At 48.8% G+C, this 18,428-nt stretch carries 16 protein-coding genes and 2 tRNA genes; 14 read left to right on the top strand and 4 right to left on the bottom strand.

Going from position 1 to position 18,428, the window contains the following annotated elements:
• Positions 1 to 522: a NanQ anomerase/TabA/YiaL family protein gene (locus C8N47_RS14725; RefSeq protein ID WP_107823333.1), complete on the bottom strand. Its 522-nt coding sequence runs from the start codon at positions 520 to 522 to the stop codon at positions 1 to 3.
• A 191-nt stretch (positions 523 to 713) separates the two neighbouring features.
• On the opposite strand from C8N47_RS14725, the gene C8N47_RS14720 reads away from it, so the two are divergent.
• A complete protein-coding gene (locus C8N47_RS14720) occupies positions 714 to 1,223 on the top strand; it encodes a hypothetical protein (RefSeq protein ID WP_107823332.1) in 510 nt (169 codons plus the stop codon).
• Here the strand turns inward: C8N47_RS14720 and C8N47_RS14715 are convergent.
• Positions 1,161 to 1,604 carry a (deoxy)nucleoside triphosphate pyrophosphohydrolase gene (locus tag C8N47_RS14715; RefSeq protein ID WP_170111410.1) on the bottom strand — a complete coding sequence of 148 codons (444 nt, stop codon included), beginning with the start codon at positions 1,602 to 1,604 and terminating at the stop codon, positions 1,161 to 1,163. The two genes, C8N47_RS14720 and C8N47_RS14715, sit on opposite strands and share 63 nt — an antisense overlap.
• A 19-nt stretch (positions 1,605 to 1,623) precedes the next feature.
• Between C8N47_RS14715 and C8N47_RS14710 the strand changes: the two genes are divergently transcribed.
• The 4 genes from C8N47_RS14710 (at position 1,624) to C8N47_RS14695 (ending at position 3,978) form a co-directional block, all read left to right on the top strand.
• Positions 1,624 to 2,187: a hypothetical protein gene (locus C8N47_RS14710; RefSeq protein WP_170111409.1), complete on the top strand. Its 564-nt coding sequence runs from the start codon at positions 1,624 to 1,626 to the stop codon at positions 2,185 to 2,187.
• 159 nt (positions 2,188 to 2,346) lie between these two features.
• A tRNA-Gln gene (locus C8N47_RS14705) sits at positions 2,347 to 2,422 on the top strand.
• Positions 2,423 to 2,698: 276 nt separating this feature from the next.
• A tRNA-Gln gene (locus tag C8N47_RS14700) sits at positions 2,699 to 2,771 on the top strand.
• A gap of 145 nt (positions 2,772 to 2,916) precedes the next feature.
• Positions 2,917 to 3,978: a sialidase family protein gene (locus C8N47_RS14695; protein WP_107823329.1), complete on the top strand. Its 1,062-nt coding sequence runs from the start codon at positions 2,917 to 2,919 to the stop codon at positions 3,976 to 3,978.
• A gap of 225 nt (positions 3,979 to 4,203) precedes the next feature.
• Here the strand turns inward: C8N47_RS14695 and C8N47_RS14690 are convergent, their stop codons facing one another.
• Positions 4,204 to 5,091 (bottom strand): LysR family transcriptional regulator, encoded by an 888-nt coding sequence (locus C8N47_RS14690; protein WP_107823328.1) that lies wholly within the window; start codon positions 5,089 to 5,091, stop codon positions 4,204 to 4,206.
• A gap of 144 nt (positions 5,092 to 5,235) precedes the next feature.
• Between C8N47_RS14690 and hutH the strand changes: the two genes are divergently transcribed.
• The 9 genes from hutH to C8N47_RS14645 all read left to right on the top strand — a co-directional run bounded on the left by hutH (position 5,236) and on the right by C8N47_RS14645 (position 17,488).
• Positions 5,236 to 6,810: a histidine ammonia-lyase gene (gene hutH / locus C8N47_RS14685; RefSeq protein ID WP_107823327.1), complete on the top strand. Its 1,575-nt coding sequence runs from the start codon at positions 5,236 to 5,238 to the stop codon at positions 6,808 to 6,810.
• A gap of 13 nt (positions 6,811 to 6,823) precedes the next feature.
• Positions 6,824 to 8,059 (top strand): imidazolonepropionase, encoded by a 1,236-nt coding sequence (hutI, locus tag C8N47_RS14680; RefSeq protein WP_107823352.1) that lies wholly within the window; start codon positions 6,824 to 6,826, stop codon positions 8,057 to 8,059.
• A gap of 4 nt (positions 8,060 to 8,063) precedes the next feature.
• The gene (locus tag C8N47_RS14675) at positions 8,064 to 10,061 is read left to right on the top strand and encodes a urocanate hydratase (RefSeq protein ID WP_107823326.1); all 1,998 of its coding nucleotides are present in this window, start codon (positions 8,064 to 8,066) and stop codon (positions 10,059 to 10,061) included.
• A gap of 76 nt (positions 10,062 to 10,137) precedes the next feature.
• The gene (locus tag C8N47_RS14670; RefSeq protein WP_107823325.1) at positions 10,138 to 10,950 is read left to right on the top strand and encodes an N-formylglutamate amidohydrolase; all 813 of its coding nucleotides are present in this window, start codon (positions 10,138 to 10,140) and stop codon (positions 10,948 to 10,950) included.
• 36 nt (positions 10,951 to 10,986) lie between these two features.
• Positions 10,987 to 12,336, top strand: coding sequence for a formimidoylglutamate deiminase (hutF, locus tag C8N47_RS14665; protein ID WP_107823324.1), 1,350 nt, complete (start codon positions 10,987 to 10,989; stop codon positions 12,334 to 12,336).
• Positions 12,337 to 12,745: 409 nt separating this feature from the next.
• Positions 12,746 to 13,111: a DUF6686 family protein gene (locus C8N47_RS14660; protein WP_107823323.1), complete on the top strand. Its 366-nt coding sequence runs from the start codon at positions 12,746 to 12,748 to the stop codon at positions 13,109 to 13,111.
• Between the two features lie 51 nt (positions 13,112 to 13,162).
• Positions 13,163 to 15,391, top strand: coding sequence for a formate C-acetyltransferase (pflB, locus tag C8N47_RS14655; RefSeq protein ID WP_107823322.1), 2,229 nt, complete (start codon positions 13,163 to 13,165; stop codon positions 15,389 to 15,391).
• Between the two features lie 210 nt (positions 15,392 to 15,601).
• Positions 15,602 to 16,393, top strand: a complete 792-nt coding sequence (gene pflA, locus C8N47_RS14650) for a pyruvate formate-lyase-activating protein (RefSeq protein WP_211316158.1) — start codon at positions 15,602 to 15,604, stop codon at positions 16,391 to 16,393.
• Positions 16,394 to 16,690: 297 nt separating this feature from the next.
• Positions 16,691 to 17,488 carry a formate/nitrite transporter family protein gene (locus C8N47_RS14645; RefSeq protein ID WP_107823320.1) on the top strand — a complete coding sequence of 266 codons (798 nt, stop codon included), beginning with the start codon at positions 16,691 to 16,693 and terminating at the stop codon, positions 17,486 to 17,488.
• A gap of 727 nt (positions 17,489 to 18,215) precedes the next feature.
• On the opposite strand, the gene C8N47_RS14635 is transcribed toward C8N47_RS14645, so the two are convergent.
• Entirely contained in the window at positions 18,216 to 18,401 is a 186-nt protein-coding gene (locus C8N47_RS14635; protein WP_107823319.1) for a cysteine-rich CWC family protein, read from the bottom strand.
• Positions 18,402 to 18,428 lie beyond the last annotated feature (27 nt).

Here is an 18,428-nt window from a genome sequence, read left to right as displayed (position 1 = left end):
CTATTCGGCCACGGCGATTTTAAGAACCAGCTTTTTCACCGGAGCAGCTTCTCCGCTCTTTACACCCGGGCGGTGCAGATCGCCGGGGAAAAACAGGAAATAATTCGCGGAAGTGGCCCGGTACAAAGGCCCGTCATTGTCGCCGTAAAAGATCAGGTCTTTTTCAGCGTTGTACGCACCGGCATTTTTTGCATCGGCCAGCGGCATCACACCCATCTGCTCTTCACCCGAAATCAGGTACTGCAAGTCGATAAATCGGCGGTGTGCCTCCCAACGGGCATCTTCGGGCTCCTTCGTATTGTATTCGGAAACAATTGCGGTAAGCTCGCCTTCAATGATGGGATACTTGCCGACCTCCAACGATGAGAGATCTTTTTTCATAAACGCGAAGACAGCCTTCCAGCGTTCGGGGCTGGCATGATATTGTTTATAAAACTCGTCAACGTCAACCGAGGGATCCAGACTGAGGCCTAATCCGTCGGCCCAGACTTTTGAATCAAACCATTCTTGTATTGTACACATTGTTTGGCATTTTTATATTGAATGATCAAATGTACGCATTGTTGCGCGAAAACGAAGCCCCTCATCTTCCAAGCAGGAGGTCGTCGGAAAAGAATCGTTAACAAATCTAAATCTGCGCTTAAAAAATCAGCCACTTGCCAAACTTTTTTATAAACTTTGAGTTCAAGTTATATAAAGGAGGATTGTCGGGTATGAGTTTCGCTGCTGTTTTCAAACTACTTCATATTTACTTAATGGCTACCGTAAAATATTTCATCACCTTCCCCTATGCCATGCTGCTAGGTGTTGATTTTTTACAAAGCCTGATTGTGGTGACCATTGGCGGCATCAGCGGTTTTTATTTTTTCTATTATCTGAGCGGTCATCTCATTCATTTCTACTATCAGCATCACCACAAATTACTGGCAGCCATCAAGAAAGTACTTCGGGTTGATCTGCACCGGATGATCGAAGCCAAGGAAAAACCGGCGCGACAAAAGATCAACAAGAAAGCCCGGTTGATTGCCAAACTGAAGAAGAAATACGGCTTTTGGGGCATCATCATCATGACCCCCAGCTTACTGAGCATTCCCATCGGCGCGTTTTTGCTGAAAAAATATTACTCGCGCAAGAAACACATTGTGACCTACATGACCCTTTCAATCCTGGGCTGGGCACTGCTTTTTTCCTCCATCTTCATCATCCTGCCCAAACCAATGTAGTTGTTCCAGGCGGGTTAAGGCGATCAGTAAGCGATCGGCCTCCTGCCAGTCCGGCTGCCCAAGCTCACTGGCATTTAGCCAGATGTACCTCTGATGCTCCGTTAAGCACAGCTCCTGCATTCCCCGTTGGCAAACAAAAGGGTACAGCTTAACCTGCTTGCTGCCATAATCGTGCACCAACGGATATAAAAAAGCCTCGGGCCGCACAACGATGCCCAGCTCTTCCTGAATTTCGCGCCCGATACATTCAACCGCGGTCTCCCCCACTTCAATCTTTCCGCCCGGAAACTCCCATTGATTCGGATGGTCGGTATCGGCATGCCGCTGCACGGCCAACAGTCGTCCCTGATGAAAAATTAACGCACAACAAACCTCAATCATCGTGAATAACTTTGGTGTAATGCCTAAATTTAGCCTTTCATTTGAAACAAAGATCATGACCTCGGAAGAAATTCAGCAACTCATCATTGAATGGGGAGACGTGCGTTACCTGCCGGACTATTTTCATCGCCATCCGGAAGAAATGCACAAACTGGTTGAAATTGTCTTCAGCGAAAGCCACTCCTCGAACTGGAGGGCTGCCTGGTTGCTGGATAAAATCAATGAGAAAGATCCGATCCAGGTTCATGAGTTTATTCCTCCAATCATTGATTTCGCTTACTCAACCGAAAACGGCTCCAAGCTACGGCACCTACTCAAAATTATTAGTCTGCATGAGATTCCCCGCGAACAAGCGGGAAAACTTTTCGACTATGCCTTCTCGGTATTTACCAACCCAAACTATGCCATTGCCATCCGCGTACACGCCATGCAAATTCTATTCGAAATTTCAGAAATGGAATACGAATTGAAACCGGAACTGATTTCTTTAATTGAAAATGAACTGGAGATACACCCCAGCCCGGGGATAAAATCAAGGGGAACCAAGCTATTGCGAAAGCTCTGCAAGCAAACCAATCGATGACCCGATTTTGCAATTTTTTGCTGTTTTTCTATTTTGCTGAAAATCAATCACCGCCAGAAAAAGTATGTTCTTCAACCTAAAAAATCTCAAAAACCGTTTTGAGGATTAAATATTTTCTCTACTTTTGCATCCGTCTTTACAGAAAAGACCAACAATGATTGACCCGTGGTGTAATTGGCAACACGTCTGATTTTGGTTCAGAAGAGTCCAGGTTCGAGCCCTGGCGGGTCAACCAAGCAACGAGAGGATTTCGGAATACCGGAGTCCTCTTTTTGTTTTCAGGAAGGCCAGGAACGCCACGACGATATAAAGTTCGTCACGCTGAAAAACATTGGTCTAACGATCGTCTATCGCAATTGCGAAATAGTGCCAACAGCCCGGATGGTCGCCAATTGCAAGTCCCCCACCCGGCACTGTTACTGGTTTTCCAACTAATTTTACGGACTGAATTTGCAGAATAAAAAAAAAGATCTATTTTTGCCGCGTCTTTATCAAAAAGACACAGAATGATTGACCCGTGGTGTAATTGGCAACACGTCTGATTTTGGTTCAGAAGAGTCCAGGTTCGAGCCCTGGCGGGTCAACAGAAAAAGCAGCTCAACCGGGCTGCTTTTTTCGTTTAGGGCAATTTTAGACCTTTACTGTCCCGTGAAACAATTACTTTTACCTCCGGAGAACACAATACCCGAACCACAAAAACACTAAATCCGAAAAATACAATTTGATTTCATGAAGAAGAATTTCCCAATCTATCTCTTCGGATGTCTGATCATCCTGGCATTTAGCGCTTGCAGTCCAAAACCATCGGCTAAAGGTGTAGAACTGGAAGTCGTAACCACCGAGTTCCTGTACGACACAGCGGCTTTTCCGCAGTGCCACGCCTCAACCATTGTTGAGACCAAAGACGGTCTGCTGGCTTCTTTCTTTGGTGGCACCCACGAACGGGCCAACGATGTGTGCATTTACACCACCCGTAAAGTTGACGGCGAACAATGGTCGGCACCCGAAAAAGTAGCCGACGGATTTGTAAACGACACCCTGACTTACCCGACCTGGAACCCGGTTTTGTTTGAAGTTGGCGACCGCTTGTACCTGTACTACAAAGTTGGCCCCAGCCCAACCGAATGGTGGGGAATGTCGATCTATTCGACTGACGAAGGAAAAAGCTGGTCACAACCGAAAAAGCTTCCCGAAAATATTCTCGGCCCCATTCGTAACAAACCAATCAGCTTGAAGTCGGGCGTTATCCTGAGTCCTTCAAGTATTGAATACACGCCGGAACTTTGGAAAGCCCACATCGAGCGCTCGACCAACGATGGGCGAACCTGGACAAAAATTGATATTCCGGCGAACGACAGCATCAAAGTCATTCAACCAACGCTGCTGGTTCACCCCGACGGAAAAATTCAGGCTTTGCTACGGAGCAACCAAAATGTGATCATGCAAAGCTGGTCGGACGACGATGGCCTCACGTGGTCGGAAGTTAGCCCAACCAAAATCGTTCACCCCAACTCGGGCATCGATGCCGTTTCAACAACTTCAGGCTGGTACTTCCTCGTGAACAACCCGCTAAAAAGTGGCGAGTCGTGGGAAATGGGCCGCAACAAACTTTACCTGTACGCCTCGAAAGACGGCATTAACTGGGAGAAAATATACGACTTGGAAGACCAGCCCCAAGGTGAGTTCAGCTACCCGGCAATCATCCAGGCGAAGGATGGCAGCCTGCACATCACTTACACCTACAACCGGTCAAAAATCAAACACGTACAATTGCATTTTAGCGAAGAATAATTTATGGCCCGATACAGGACAGAAGAGGCTGTACCAAAAGTCGACAAGGAGAAATTCAGATTTACAATTTACAAGCTCTTGCTAATTTTACCCCTCCAAACCTCTCCGGCAGCTGCCGGATGGCTTTAAGTCCCCTTCAGGGGATTTAGGGGTCAGTAACTAAATGGACTTACAATTTGATAGTTTAGGAAAAACTCTTCAGATTTTTGAGACAACCTCTTTCTTTTATTCATCAGTCAACGATTTCAGTGCATTCTTCAGCGCCGGATTGCGGTTATTTTCCTTCCAAACAGCATACAAACCGGTGCGCTGCCGAAGTTTATCCAGCGGAATTTGCTTGATCTTCAAATCGTAACCTTCCTGCAACGAACTCGGCACAATCGCAATGCCGATGCCCTCTTCCACCAGTTTGAAAATCGTCAGGGCATTCACCGACTTATGGGGAACTTTGGGTTGAAAACCATGATCCTCAAAAATGCTCATGATCAAATCGTAGTAGTACGAACTGTATTCACTCGAAAACAGAATGAACTGCTCGTCCTTCAATTGGGTCAAGCTTTCAAAATTATCGCTATTCAGCGGATGATTCTCGGGCAAAACCACGGCAAAAGATTCTTCTGAAACCTGCAGTTTTTTGATTCCAACAGGCACATTCGGCATGCGAACAAAGCCCAGATCAAGCTTGTGCTTCAGCAACATTTCCAATTGCAGACTGTTCGACATTTCTTCCAACACCGCCTGAATATCCGGAAACTGCTGTTTCAAATTGAGCAATAAGTCCGGAATCACCTTTTGCGCCGCCGATCCGATGAAACCAATGCGAAGTTCCGCCTCCTTTCCCATCCCGATGCTCTCCAGATGATGCTGCACCATGTTCAGGTGGTTAAAAATGAAGTCCACCTCCTCCTTCAGAAACTTCCCTGCCGGCGTCAGTTCTACGTTACGCTTCGTCCGCTCAAACAATTGCACACCGTACAACTCTTCCATTTGTTTGATCTGGCGCGTCAAGCCGGGCTGCGAAATATACAGGCGCTCGGCAGCCTTCCGAAAACGCAGCTCTTCAGCCAAAACCTGGAAATAACGCAAATGCCGCAATTCAATTTGATAACCCACAGTTATTATTTATTGACAAAATTGGTATTTATAATTATCAAATATAAGCCGTAATTTTGAATTATCAATATGCGACCTTCCTGCATCCAACGAATTCCTGAACGTATAAACAATTGAAGTTGAACTAAAAGAAAAACATTAGATATGTCGACAGAGGTATTTCATTATGGCGAAGATTTCATGACCGCTTCGAAAGCGCTGGCATTGAGCAGCGGCGAACTGAAGGGCATTTTAAGTCCGGCAACAAGAGAACGCGTCCGAAAATCGCAACAAATTGTAGAAGAGATCATCCAATCCGACCGGGCAGTTTACGGGATCAACACCGGCTTCGGCCCGCTTTGTACAACGCGGGTTTCTGCGCCCGACACCAAGAAGCTGCAGGAAAACATTTTGAAAAGCCATGCCGTTGGAACCGGCGATCCAATCCCGACTTCCATAGCAGCCATCATGCTGGTTTTGAAAGTTCACGCCCTGGCCAAAGGTTTTTCGGGCATCCAGGAAGCAACCCTCGATCGTATCATCTGGCACATCGACCGCGGTGTCACCCCGGTTGTCCCCAAACAGGGCTCGGTTGGCGCATCGGGCGATTTAGCTCCGCTGTCCCACTTGTTTCTGCCACTTATTGGATTGGGGAAAGTGGATTACAAAGGCCAACGGCGGGAAACTTCCGAGGTTTTAAAAGAACTCGGTCAGGAACCACACCAATTGAATGGCAAGGAAGGTTTGGCACTGATTAACGGCACGCAGTTCATGGCCGCCCATGCGGTTGTCGCCATCATCAAAATGCAGAATCTGATTGCCTCGGCCGACCTGATTAGCGCGATGATGATCGAAGGTTTGACCGGATCGGCCCGCCCGTTCCTGCCACAATTGCACGAAATCCGTCCATTCAAAGGAAACCGCCACACAGCAGAAACGGTCAACAACCTGCTGACGAATTCCGACATTGTACATTCGCACGAACACTGCACCCGCGTTCAGGATCCCTACTCTTTGCGCTGTATGCCGCAAGTTCACGGAGCATCGTGGAATGCCTGGCTGCACCTGAAAGAAACCATTGAAATTGAAATTAACTCGGTGACCGACAACCCGATTGTGTTTGAAGACGGCTCCACAATCAGTGGCGGAAACTTCCACGGGCAGCCCATCGCCATGCCCATGGACTACGCCTGCCTGGCCGCCTCCGAAATCGGGAACATTTCCGACCGGCGCATCTATTTGTCACTCATGGGCAACTTTCCCGGAGTGCCGAAGCTTCTGCTGAAAGAAACCGGCCTCAACTCGGGCTTCATGATCGTTCAATATACATCGGCCGCATTGGCCAGCGAGAACAAGAGTTTGTGCTACCCGGCCAGCGCCGACAGCATCCCCACCTCCATGGGACAGGAAGATCATGTGAGCATGGGCTCCATCAGCGGGCGCAAACTGCTGCAGGTGATCGACAACGTGGAACGCATCCTCGGGCTGGAGCTTTTCTGCGCCGCCCAAGCGCTCGACTTCCATGCGCCACTCCGACCAACACCGATTTTGGACGGACTGCAAAAAGCAGTTCGCAAGCAGGTTCCCCACATCACCGAAGATGAATTGATCAACGACTACATGCATCACACCATCGACATGGTTAAAAATGCCAACTTGGTTGCCACGGCGAAGGAGATTTCCGAAGAAACGTCGGCGCCTTACCAAACATCACTGAGCAACTTATTTGATGAATTTTAAATCGAAAGCTGAAATGAACTATTTAATCGGACCAATACGCGAATTGCTGACCATGGACGGTTTGCCCGACAAAGGCCCCATCGCCGATGAATTATTGCAACCGGTTCCAAACGCAGGAATTCTGTTTGATGAAAACGGAATTCTGGAAACTGGAGACTTTGAATTGCTCAAAGCAAAATCGAACGAGCAACCGATCGGAATCATCGAATTGAAAGATGACTTTGTTTGCTTACCTGGGTTCGTCGATAGCCACACCCACATCTGCTTTGGGGGTTCGCGTGCCCGAGATTATGCGATGCGCACAGCCGGGAAAAGCTATTTAGAAATAGCTGCCGAAGGTGGCGGCATCTTGGATACGGTTCGCCAAACGCGCAAAGCCACTCAGGAAGAACTGACTGCCGGTATTTTAAAACGAATTGCCCGTCACTTGAGCGAAGGTGTCACCACCTGCGAAGTAAAAAGCGGTTACGGACTCTCTGTGAACGAGGAATTGAAGATGTTGCGTGCCATTCAACAGGCAAACTCGAAAACTCCGGCAGACCTGATCGCCACCTGTCTCGCAGCACACACACATCCTTTCGACTTTGACGGAACCAAACAAGAATACTTAGCGGAAGTAATTGAAAAATTATTCCCCATTTTGAAAGATGAAAATCTTTGCTCGCGAGTAGATGCTTTTGTTGAACAGGAAGCTTTTCAGGCTGAAGATGTTTCCAACTACTTCAAGGCAGCCAAAGAACTGGGCTTCGACATCACCATTCACGCTGACCAGTTTACAGCAACCGGAAGTGCGGTCGCAGCTGAACACGGCGCGGTAAGCGCCGACCATCTGGAAGCCAGCACCGACAAAGAAATTCAATTGCTCGCAGAATCCGGCGTAGCGCCGGTGGTATTGCCGGGTGCATCGCTTGGATTGGGCTGCAACTACGCACCTGCCCGAAAACTACTCGATGCCGGTTTGCCGTTGGTCATTGCCAGCGACTGGAACCCCGGCTCGGCCCCCATGGGCGATCTGCTCTGCCAGGCTGCCATTTTGGGCACTGCCGAAAAACTGAGCGCTGCCGAGATTTTCGCGGCCATCACCGATCGCGCAGCTGCTGCCCTCAAGCTAACCGATCGCGGGAAACTCGCAAGAGGACAAAAAGCGGATTTCATGCTCTTCCCGACTTCCGATTACCGGGAGATTTTATACAACCAGGGCAAATTGAAGCCTGAACAAGTTTATAAAAACGGACAAAAAATCAACTAGCACCATGACTTTCAAGGAACAAATAGTACAGGGAATCCCCGCCCAATTGCCGGCTCCCAGGGCCTATGACCCAACAATCAGCCACGCACCAAAACGCAAGGACATTCTTTCTGCTGAAGAAAAAAAACTGGCCGTCATGAACGCGCTTCGTTACTTCCCGGCAGCATGGCATGCCGAGCTGGCTCCCGAATTCATGCAGGAACTGAAGGATTACGGGCGTATTTACATGTATCGTTTTCGCCCCGATTACGAAATGTACGCCCGACCGATTGGTGAATACCCGGCTCAGTCACAACACGCTGCGGCCATGATGCTGATGATCCAGAATAACTTAGATCCGGCTGTCGCACAACATCCCCACGAGCTGATCACTTATGGCGGCAACGGTGCCGTATTTCAAAACTGGGCGCAATACCTGCTCACCATGAAATACCTGTCCGAAATGACCGACGAGCAAACACTACACATGTACAGCGGCCATCCCATGGGGCTGTTTCCGTCCTTCAAATCGTCGCCTCGTGTCATCATCAGCAACGGCATGATGATTCCGAACTACTCGAAACCCGACGACTGGGAGAAATACAATGCGCTGGGAGTTACGCAATACGGACAAATGACGGCTGGTTCGTGGATGTACATTGGCCCGCAGGGAATCATCCACGGAACAACCATCACCGTGATGAATGCCTTCCGAAAGAAACTAGCGTTGAATGAAAGTCCGAAAGGTAAAATATTTCTGACCGCTGGGCTGGGTGGCATGAGCGGCGCCCAACCGAAAGCCGGGAATATTGTCGGCTGTATTTCGGTATGTGCGGAAGTCAACATCCAAGCGATCAAGAAGCGCCATTCTCAAGGTTGGGTTGACGAGATTATCGACAATCTCGACGATTTGGTAACACGGGTTTCCCTGGCCAAAGAGAAAAAAGAAACTGTATCGATCGCCTATTGGGGCAACATTGTGGATGTGTGGGAACATTTCGACAAAGTTGGTTTGCATGTGGAAATTGGCTCTGACCAGACATCGCTGCACAACCCATATTCAGGCGGCTACTACCCGGTCAGCTTGAGTTTTGAGGAAGCGCAAAAAATGATTTCCGAAAACCCGGAACAATTCAAAGTCGAAGTGCAGGCCTCGTTACGCCGGCATGCAGCAGCCGTGAATCGCCACGCTGCCAAAGGAACTTACTTCTTCGACTACGGCAACGCGTTCCTGCTCGAGTGCAGCAAGGCCAACGCCGATGTGATGACCGAAGACGGTAGTAAATTCCGCTACCCATCGTACGTCCAGGACATCATGGGACCGATGTATTTCGATTATGGTTTTGGTCCTTTCCGCTGGGTTTGCAGTTCCGGAGATCCAAAAGACCTGGAATATTCGGATCAAATTTCGCTCGACGTATTACGCGAAATGCACGAAAAAGCGCCGGCGGAAACTAAAATGCAACTTGCCGACAACATCCACTGGATGGAAGAGGCCGGCAACAATAACATGGTGGTTGGCTCGCAAGCCCGAATTCTTTACGCCAACTGCGAGGCCCGCATTGAGATCGCTTTCCGCTTCAACGCAGCCATTCGAAATAAAGAAATTTCAGCGCCGATTGTGCTTGGCCGCGACCACCACGACGTGAGCGGAACGGATTCGCCTTTTCGCGAAACCAGCAATATTTACGATGGCAGCAGCTTTACGGCCGACATGGCTGTGCAAAACGTCATTGGTGATGCCAGTCGCGGCGCCACCTGGGTATCGCTACACAATGGCGGTGGTGTTGGCTGGGGCGAAGTCACCAACGGTGGGTTTGGCATGGTGCTCGACGGCACCGAGGAGGCTGATGAAAAGCTGCGGATGATGCTCCTGTACGACGTCAACAACGGCATTGCCCGCCGCTCGTGGGCACGTAACAAAGAAGCCATGTTTGCCATTGCCGAAGAAATGAAGCAAACACCGGGACTGAAAGTAACGATTCCAAATCTGGTGGATGCCGAGATTTTAAATAGTCTATAGTCACAAGTAAAAAGCGACAAGCTTCAAGCAAAATCCTGTCTTGAGGCCTGCAGCTTGAAGCTTAATACCTGATTTAATGAACAACAACGATAACCTTTTTAACATCACACGACCGGCGGAAATCCACTCGCCAATCGTGTTGAGCATCCCCCACAGCGGAACTGAAATCCCGGAGGAACTGCGCGAGGAGTTCAAAACCGAAATGTTACCAGCCGATGATACCGATTGGTTTGTGGACGACCTTTACGCTTTCGGAAAGGAATTGGGCATACTCACCATTAAAGCCAACTACAGCCGACTGCTGATTGACCTGAACCGGAATCTGGACGGCGTGCCACTTTACAGCGATGGTCGGGTAATCACGTCCGTTTGTCCGGCAACCGATTTTAACGGTACCCCAATTTACACTGACGAACGCATAAGCGTTTCCTCAGAAGAAATTAAACGAAGAAAAGAGAAATACTTCAGCCCGTATTACGCCGCTGTTCAATCATTATTGGACGAGGTGCACCAAAAGTTTGGCGTTGCCCTGCTGTGGGACTGTCATTCCATTCGGCGTTATGTACCAGGAGTTCGCACGGAGAAGTTTCCGGATTTGATATTAGGGACGGCTGACGGCGCAACTGTTCCGGTTGAGCTGGAGCAACTGGTCAGCCGAAAACTCGCTTCAGGCAACTATCAACTGAGCTTAAATACACCATTCAAAGGTGGAAACATCACTCGCTGTTTCGGACTGGTTCAGCAAAAACAATACGCCATTCAGCTTGAAATGTCGAAAGATATTTACATGGATGACAGCGAAACAAAATATCATCCGGCACGAGCCGCCAAACTGCAGCAACTGCTTCGCGAAACACTGCAAGAACTCGACAACAATCTTCTAATCTGATTCCTAAAGTCTAACATCTATCCGCCAACATTCAATATGAAACTCTTTCAATTTACCGCACTCTTTACCGAAGAGGGTTGGATCAGTCCGGCTTATGTCGGTGTCAATTCAACAGGACAGATCACCTCCATCAACAAGACTAAACCGAGTGAACCTTTTACCGATTTTGAGAAGATTGACGGCTATGTATTGCCCGGTTTTCAAAATGCGCATTCGCACGCTTTCCAATACGGAATGGCCGGAATAGCTGAAACACATCAGCCCGGAACTGATGACGATTTCTGGAGCTGGCGCGAGGCGATGTATCGTTGCGCTTTGTCCTTTTCGCCGGATGAGCTGAAAAAAGTCGCACTGAATTTATACCGCCGGATGCTGAAAAACGGCTACACCCAGGTTGCCGAATTTCACTACCTGCATCACGACCAGGACGGAAAACCTTACGCCAACCTGGCCGAAACAGGAACAGCCTTGATCGAGGCAGCCGCCGAAGCCGGAATAAAAATCACGCTCGTACCCGTTTTTTACCAGAAAGGGAATTTCGGAACCAGCTTCTATCCGCAACAGCGACGTTTCATTTCGAAGACTTACGAAGATTATTTCAAGCTTTTGGAGAGCAGCCGAAAAGCGGTTGACTATTATGAAAATGCGCAGCTGGGTTTTGGCGTGCACTCCATGCGGGCTGTCGATGCCTGCGATATTATCGCGACGGTTGCGCAGGGACCCAAAGATTTACCTTTTCACATTCACGCGGCAGAACAGCTGAAAGAATTGGATGACTGTAAAAATCATTTGGGCACAACACCGGTCGACTGGCTATTGGATAAAGTTGGTTTGGATGAACGGTTTCATTTGGTTCACTGTACACACTTGTCGGATGAGGAGTTGCACGGGGTGGCCAAATCAAAAGCCAACGTCGTGCTTTGCCCGGGAACCGAGGGAAACCTGGGCGACGGTATTTTCCGGTTGCGCGATTTTCACGCTGCAGGCGGCAACTGGTCAATCGGAACCGACAGCCATATCAGCCTCAACCCGCTCGAAGATTTTCGTTGGATGGATTATGCGCAACGGCTGGTGAGCCACAAACGCAACACCTTCTCCGACGGAGGAAGGACCTTGTTGCACCAATCCCTGGTGAACGGGCGGAAAGCAATGGGAACGAACAACGAAAAGTATTTCAGTATTGGTGCCTCTTTCGACGCCGTTGTTTACCGGGCCGACAACCCCGTGTTGCAACAAGCAGGGTCGGAGCATTTGCTACCTGCCATCATCTACAACTCCGATTCGTCGGATGTGCGGGGAACGATTGTGGATGGCCAATGGGTTGTTGAACAGGCTGAGCAGCCGGTGAGCAGCCGTGAGACGTGGGACGTGAGTCGTGAGTCGTGAGTCGTGAGTCGTTAGTCCTTGTTGGTTCTCCCTTTAGGGAGTCAGAGGGTAAAACAAGGACGGGCGATTTTTTGCTGGTTGCTAGTCCATCAGTCCTTCAATCCTTAAATTTGTCGATCACTCCAGTAATCTAAGCATCCGGTAGTCCGACTATCCAGCAATCCGAGTATCCGGTAATCCGTCAACTGAGACTTCTTCCAATCGTCAATGGTAAATCGTTAAATTGTAAATTATCACTGGCTGCGCCTTCTTCCAATCGTCAATTTGTCCATCCAACAATCCAGCAATCTAAAAATCCAGTAGTCTGACAATCCACACATCTTCCATAGCTAAAAATCCCAACATTTAGCGATTGCACAGGTCGAAAAACATTTGTTATTTTGAATCGTTTTAAATAAAAAAGATTCAAATGATTCGTGGGGAAGAGCAAGAGATTATCAATCAAACGATCAACGGAAAGGTTTACCGCTGCCAAAGCTGCAACAAAATTCATGTCGATTTCAAGAATCTGAGCTTCAGCTTTAACAAAACGGAGTACCGGAATTTCAAGGAATACATGAAAAAGCTCGATGGTGATTACTGGCTGCAACAAAATGAGCGACAATCGGGTAAACCTAAGATTATGATCCCTATCAACCACCGAAACCTGCTGCTGAGTTTCAGCAAAGGCGAACTGATTGAGCTCAAAAACCTCCTTTCATCCACCCAACAAGGGAGAACAGCTTTCAGGTGGGTCACCACCCGTTCTATGGATTTTCAACTATCAGATAACTAAGGCGCGGTCATCCACACCCCTCGACTGCCAGCAAGCATAAAAATCAACATCATGAAGACGACACCACAATTTAAAGAAGGGCGATGGAACAAAACAATCGATGTACGCGATTTTGTTTCACAAAACATTAGCACCTACACCGGAGACTACCACTTTTTGGCCGGGCCAACATCCAATACCCAAGCACTTTGGGACATCTGCAAACAAGCCTTAAAAGAAGAGCGCGCTCGCAAAGGCCTGCGCAGTGTTGATACCAAAATCGTTTCGACCATTGCCTCCTTCCCGGCAGGTTATATCGATAAGGACAAGGAAGTGATTGTAGGCCTGCAGACCGACGAACTGTTGAAACGAGCCATGAAGCCTTATGGTGGCTTCAAAGTAGTGAGCCGAGCGCTAACAGAACACGGATATACGCCCGATCCGCATATTGCCGAAACCTTTAAGAAGTATGCTAAAACCCACAACGACGGGGTTTTCGATGCCTACACCACCGAGATCCGGACCTTCCGTTCGCTGGGTTTCCTCACCGGCCTGCCCGACAACTACGCCCGTGGCCGGATCATTGGCGACTACCGTCGTTTAGCGCTGTACGGTATCAACCGGTTGATTGAAGGCAAAAAAGAAGACCTCGAAAATATTACCGGTCCCATGACCGATGCCACCATTCGTTTGCGCGAAGAAGTGGCCGAGCAGATCAAAGCCCTGCACGAGATGATCGAGATGGGCAAAGCTTATGGTCTGGATCTTTCACGCCCTGCCGAAAACGGACAGGAAGCCGTACAGTGGACCTACATGGCCTACCTGGCTGCCGTAAAAGAACAGGACGGAGCTGCCATGTCGCTGGGAAGTGTATCGTCCTTCCTCGATATTTTCATCGAGCGCGACCTGCAAGCCGGACTAATCACGGAAGAACAAGCTCAGGAATACATCGACCAGTTTGTGATGAAGCTGCGCATGGTACGTCACCTGCGTATGGAAGCTTACGAACAAATTTTTGCGGGCGACCCAACCTGGGTAACCGAATCCATCGGTGGGATGCTGATGGACGGACGTAGCAAAGTGACCAAAACTGCTTTCCGCTTCCTGAATACTTTATACAACTTAGGACCGTCGCCCGAGCCGAACATCACGATTTTGTGGTCGCAACAATTGCCGCTTCACTTTAAAGAGTTCTGTGCCAAGGTTTCCATCGACACCTCATCTATTCAATACGAAAACGACGACCTGATGCGGACCACCAGTTGCTCCGACGACTACGGTATTGCCTGTTGTGTGTCGTTCCAGGAATTGGGTAAACACATCCAGTTCTTCGGTGCCCGCACCAACCTGGCCAAAACCCTTTTGCTAGCCCTTAACCAAGGACGTTGCGAAAATACAGGAACGCAGGTCGTTAACGGCATTCCAGCTGTTGAAAGTGATTACCTGAATTACGACGAGGTGATTGCCAACTTCAAAATTGCCATGAAAGAAGTGGCGCGCGTGTACAACGAATCGATGAATATCATTCACTACATGCACGACAAATATTACTACGAAAAAGGCCAGATGGCGCTGATTGACACCAACCCGCGCATCAACCTGGCGTACGGTATTGCCGGTTTGTCGATTGTTGCCGACTCACTTTCGGCTATTAAACATGCCAAGGTGAAACCTGTTCGGAACGAAGACGGACTGACCATCGACTTCCAGATTGAAGGCGACTTCCCCAAATACGGAAACGACGACGACCGCGTGGACCATATTGCCCGCGATGTGGTGGCACATTTCAGCAACGAGCTGAAACAATTACCGGTTTACAAAAATGCCAACCCAACCATGTCGGTGCTAACCATCACCTCGAACGTGGTGTACGGTAAAAAGACCGGTGCAACACCCGACGGTCGTGGTAAAGGAGTGCCTTTTGCGCCGGGAGCAAACCCCATGCACGGACGCGACACCCACGGCGCCATTGCCTCGCTGAACTCGGTAGCCAAGATCAACTACCACGACTCGCAGGACGGCATCTCCAACACCTTCTCCATTGTGCCCAAATCGCTGGGACCTAACGAGGACGAACGCATTGAAAACCTGGTTGGCCTGCTCGATGGTTATTTTGCCAAGAATGCCCAGCACCTGAACGTCAATGTACTCGACCGTGCTTTGCTGGAAGACGCCATGGCTCACCCGGAAGAATACCCACAGCTGACCATTCGTGTGTCGGGCTATGCGGTGAATTTTGTCCGCCTGTCGCGCGAACAGCAGATGGAAGTGCTCACCCGCTCCTTCCACGATAGCATGTAATTGCAACGAAAAACAAATAAACTAAGAGGACGTCCAAAAAGTAATTTGCTGGCTTTAGCACCCTGCAAAATGAAAGTATTTTTCAGGTATACCCCTCCAATCTCTCCGGCAGATGCCGGATGACTTAAAGTCCCCTTCAGGGGATTTAGGGGTTAGAAACTTCGGCGAAGCATACAATTTGATCATTTCAAATAAAGTTAACCGTACTTTTTGGACGACCTCTATTTTCAACTAACGCCCGATACACGCTCCATGACTGAAGCTTCGCCAACATTAAACGTTCATTCCATCGAATCCTTTGGCACCCACGACGGACCGGGCATTCGGCTGGTTGTGTTTTTGCAGGGCTGCAACCTGAAGTGTTTGTATTGCCAAAATGCGGATACCATCCAGACGAAAGGAGGACAACTGATGACGGTTGATGAGATTGTCCGCCGCGCAGTGAACATGAAGCCCTACTTCGGTCGCCGGGGAGGCGTTACCATCTCGGGAGGTGAACCCTTGCTTCAGAGTAAAAGGCTGATTCCGCTGTTTGAACGTTTAAAAGCCGAAAGCATTCACACCAACATCGATACAAACGCGACGGTGGCAGGCATTGATGCGCAAAAGCTGATCAGTGAGCTTTCCGACCTCGTGATGTTCGACATGAAACACACCACCGAAGCAGGCTTTGAAAGCCTGACCGGACGCAACGGATTGCAAACGGCCATTGAACTGATCTCCTTGCGCGAGAAAAGTCAAAAGCCTTACTGGTTGCGTTACGTACTTATTCCGGGCTACACCAACAAGCCGGAGTACCTGCAATGGCTGATCGATCAGTTTTCGGGAAACAAATATCTCGAGCGGGTTGAGATTCTTCCCTACCACAAATTGGGTCAATACAAATGGGAAGCGCTGGGTGAAAAATACCAGCTGGAAGATGTGCGGGAAAACACCCCCGAAGAAATTGATCAAGCCCGACTGATGCTCGAACCGCATTTCAAAGAAGTCATCAGTAAATAACAACGCTAATTGAAAAGCATGATAATTTGATCAAGAAAAATGACGGCATTGACTACTTGTTATGCTATGCCGTTGAGTTAAAGAAAATGACTTTATAAAATCGTTGTTGTCTCTGTGCAACTCCGTGTAAAGACTCCGTGGATCTCTATGGTTGAATCGTTTGTCTTTGTATTTTTCACCACAGAGTGACACAACGGAAATCACAGAGTTACACAGCGTTCTTTTCAAATGTTTAGCGAAATGACATTGATGTACAATTGTCTGATCGTCTTTTGTCTAAAATCTAATTTCTAAACGATGAGCTTAAACACACCACCACGGATACTCGAAATTGCCGGCGAAACGGCAATCGTAAAAGACAATTACAATGTCAAAAAAATATTGGTATTGAGCTTCCTCGCCGGGGCCTACATTGCCTTCGGCGGACTGCTTTCCATTATTGTCGGCGGAGGTATTCCCGAAATCGCAGCAAGCAACCCGGGTTTGGCAAAATTCATTTTCGGCGCTACTTTCCCCGTTGGACTGATGATGGTGGTGATGGCCGGCGCGGAACTGTTTACCGGCAACAATGCTTATTTTATGCCCAACGTGCTCAGCGGCAAACAAAGCTGGATCGCCCCGCTGCGCAACTGGATGCTGGTGTACTTCGGCAACTTGATCGGCTCGCTGGTTATTGCTTACTTTTTGGTGCACCTCACCGATCTGGTCAGTCACGATCCCTGGCATCAAACGGTACTGAATATTGCAGAAAGTAAAACGTCGAATCCCTTCTACAAAACCTTTTTGAAGGGCATTGGTGCCAACTGGCTGGTCTGCCTGGCCATGTGGATGGGCATGTCGGCCCAACACACCACCGGTAAGATCCTCGGCATCTGGTGGCCGGTGATGACTTTCGTGGCCTTGGGCTATGAGCACTCCATTGCCAACATGTTTTTCATTCCGCTGGCTATTTTCGAAGGTTCAAGCGTTAGCTGGTCCGATTTTGTTTTCCACAACCTGATTGGTGCCACATTGGGCAATATTGTGGGCGGAGCTTTCTTCGTGGGTACTTTGTACTGGTATGCCTACGGAAAGCGCAGTAAAAGGCAAAAGTAAAAAGCAGGAAGGCAACAGTGATCAGTCGCTGTCGCAGATTGAAGGATTGAAGAAGTCGCAGCCAGTGATAATTTACAATTTAACGATTTACCATTGACGATTGGAAGAAATCGCAGTTGACGGATCACTGGATATTCAGATTACTGGATGGCTGGATTGATGGACAAATTGAAGGATTGATGGACTGAAGGACTGATTGAGGGATTGAAGGATTGAAGGATTGAATGCCAGATGAACCAGTAACCAGTAACCAGTAACCAGTAACCAGCAACCAGCAACCAGCAACCAGCAACCAGCAACCAGTAACCAGCAACCAGCAACCAGCAACCAGCAACCAGTAACCAGTAACAAATCGCCCGTCCTTGTTTTTACCCTCTGACTCCCTAAAGGGAGAACCAACAAGGACTGGCAACTCAAGCTTCAAGCCTCACACTTCAAGCCTCACACTTCACCCCGCCGGGGGATTTCTCTGCGTCTTCTCCGCGTCCTCCGCGTTTTCGTATTTTAACCGCAAAGAACTCAAAGAAGACGCTGAGTTCCGCAGAGATGACGGATGCTCAGCCTTTCAGGCTGCTAACCCCCTTGCTGTGCTCCTGGCTATCTTGTCTCAAGACTCAATACTCACGACTCACGACTGACCACTGGACTCATAGACCTATGCACTAATGGATTAGAATTCACTAATCGTCGATCAACAACTGAGGTACTTGGAGCTTGTGGCTTGAGGCTATTCCCTCCTTTCGGCCATTAACTTGAGGATACATTTCCGGCAGAGGCAACGGTCATAGCTTGCACCGATAAGATCCTGAACATGCTCGGGAATCAGCAGATCGGCGCACTCGCAGTTCAGGTCGCCGTGACAATGAACATCGTTTCCGCAGGATTCACAGGTTTGTGCTTCGTAATTATTCATAATCTGTTCTTTTCTGAACTGCTAAAC

It is taken from the genome of Mangrovibacterium marinum, assembly GCF_003046625.1.
GTDB lineage: Bacteria > Bacteroidota > Bacteroidia > Bacteroidales > Prolixibacteraceae > Mangrovibacterium > Mangrovibacterium marinum.
This window is presented reverse-complemented; position numbering and strand designations above follow the sequence as displayed.

Bases quoted from the DNA above. Each gene is read 5' to 3' on its own strand.
- C8N47_RS14710 (WP_170111409.1), top strand. From the start codon at position 1,624: ATGCCTAAATTTAGCCTTTCATTTGAAACAAAGATCATGACCTCGGAA.
- hutH (WP_107823327.1), top strand. From the start codon at position 5,236: ATGTCGACAGAGGTATTTCATTATGGCGAAGATTTCATGACCGCTTCG.
- C8N47_RS14725 (WP_107823333.1), bottom strand. From the start codon at position 522: ATGTGTACAATACAAGAATGGTTTGATTCAAAAGTCTGGGCCGACGGA.
- C8N47_RS14695 (WP_107823329.1), top strand. From the start codon at position 2,917: ATGAAGAAGAATTTCCCAATCTATCTCTTCGGATGTCTGATCATCCTG.
- C8N47_RS14675 (WP_107823326.1), top strand. From the start codon at position 8,064: ATGACTTTCAAGGAACAAATAGTACAGGGAATCCCCGCCCAATTGCCG.
- C8N47_RS14645 (WP_107823320.1), top strand. From the start codon at position 16,691: ATGAGCTTAAACACACCACCACGGATACTCGAAATTGCCGGCGAAACG.
- C8N47_RS14660 (WP_107823323.1), top strand. From the start codon at position 12,746: ATGATTCGTGGGGAAGAGCAAGAGATTATCAATCAAACGATCAACGGA.
- C8N47_RS14635 (WP_107823319.1), bottom strand. From the start codon at position 18,401: ATGAATAATTACGAAGCACAAACCTGTGAATCCTGCGGAAACGATGTT.
- C8N47_RS14670 (WP_107823325.1), top strand. From the start codon at position 10,138: ATGAACAACAACGATAACCTTTTTAACATCACACGACCGGCGGAAATC.
- C8N47_RS14720 (WP_107823332.1), top strand. From the start codon at position 714: ATGAGTTTCGCTGCTGTTTTCAAACTACTTCATATTTACTTAATGGCT.
- hutF (WP_107823324.1), top strand. From the start codon at position 10,987: ATGAAACTCTTTCAATTTACCGCACTCTTTACCGAAGAGGGTTGGATC.
- C8N47_RS14715 (WP_170111410.1), bottom strand. From the start codon at position 1,604: ATGATTGAGGTTTGTTGTGCGTTAATTTTTCATCAGGGACGACTGTTG.
- pflB (WP_107823322.1), top strand. From the start codon at position 13,163: ATGAAGACGACACCACAATTTAAAGAAGGGCGATGGAACAAAACAATC.
- hutI (WP_107823352.1), top strand. From the start codon at position 6,824: ATGAACTATTTAATCGGACCAATACGCGAATTGCTGACCATGGACGGT.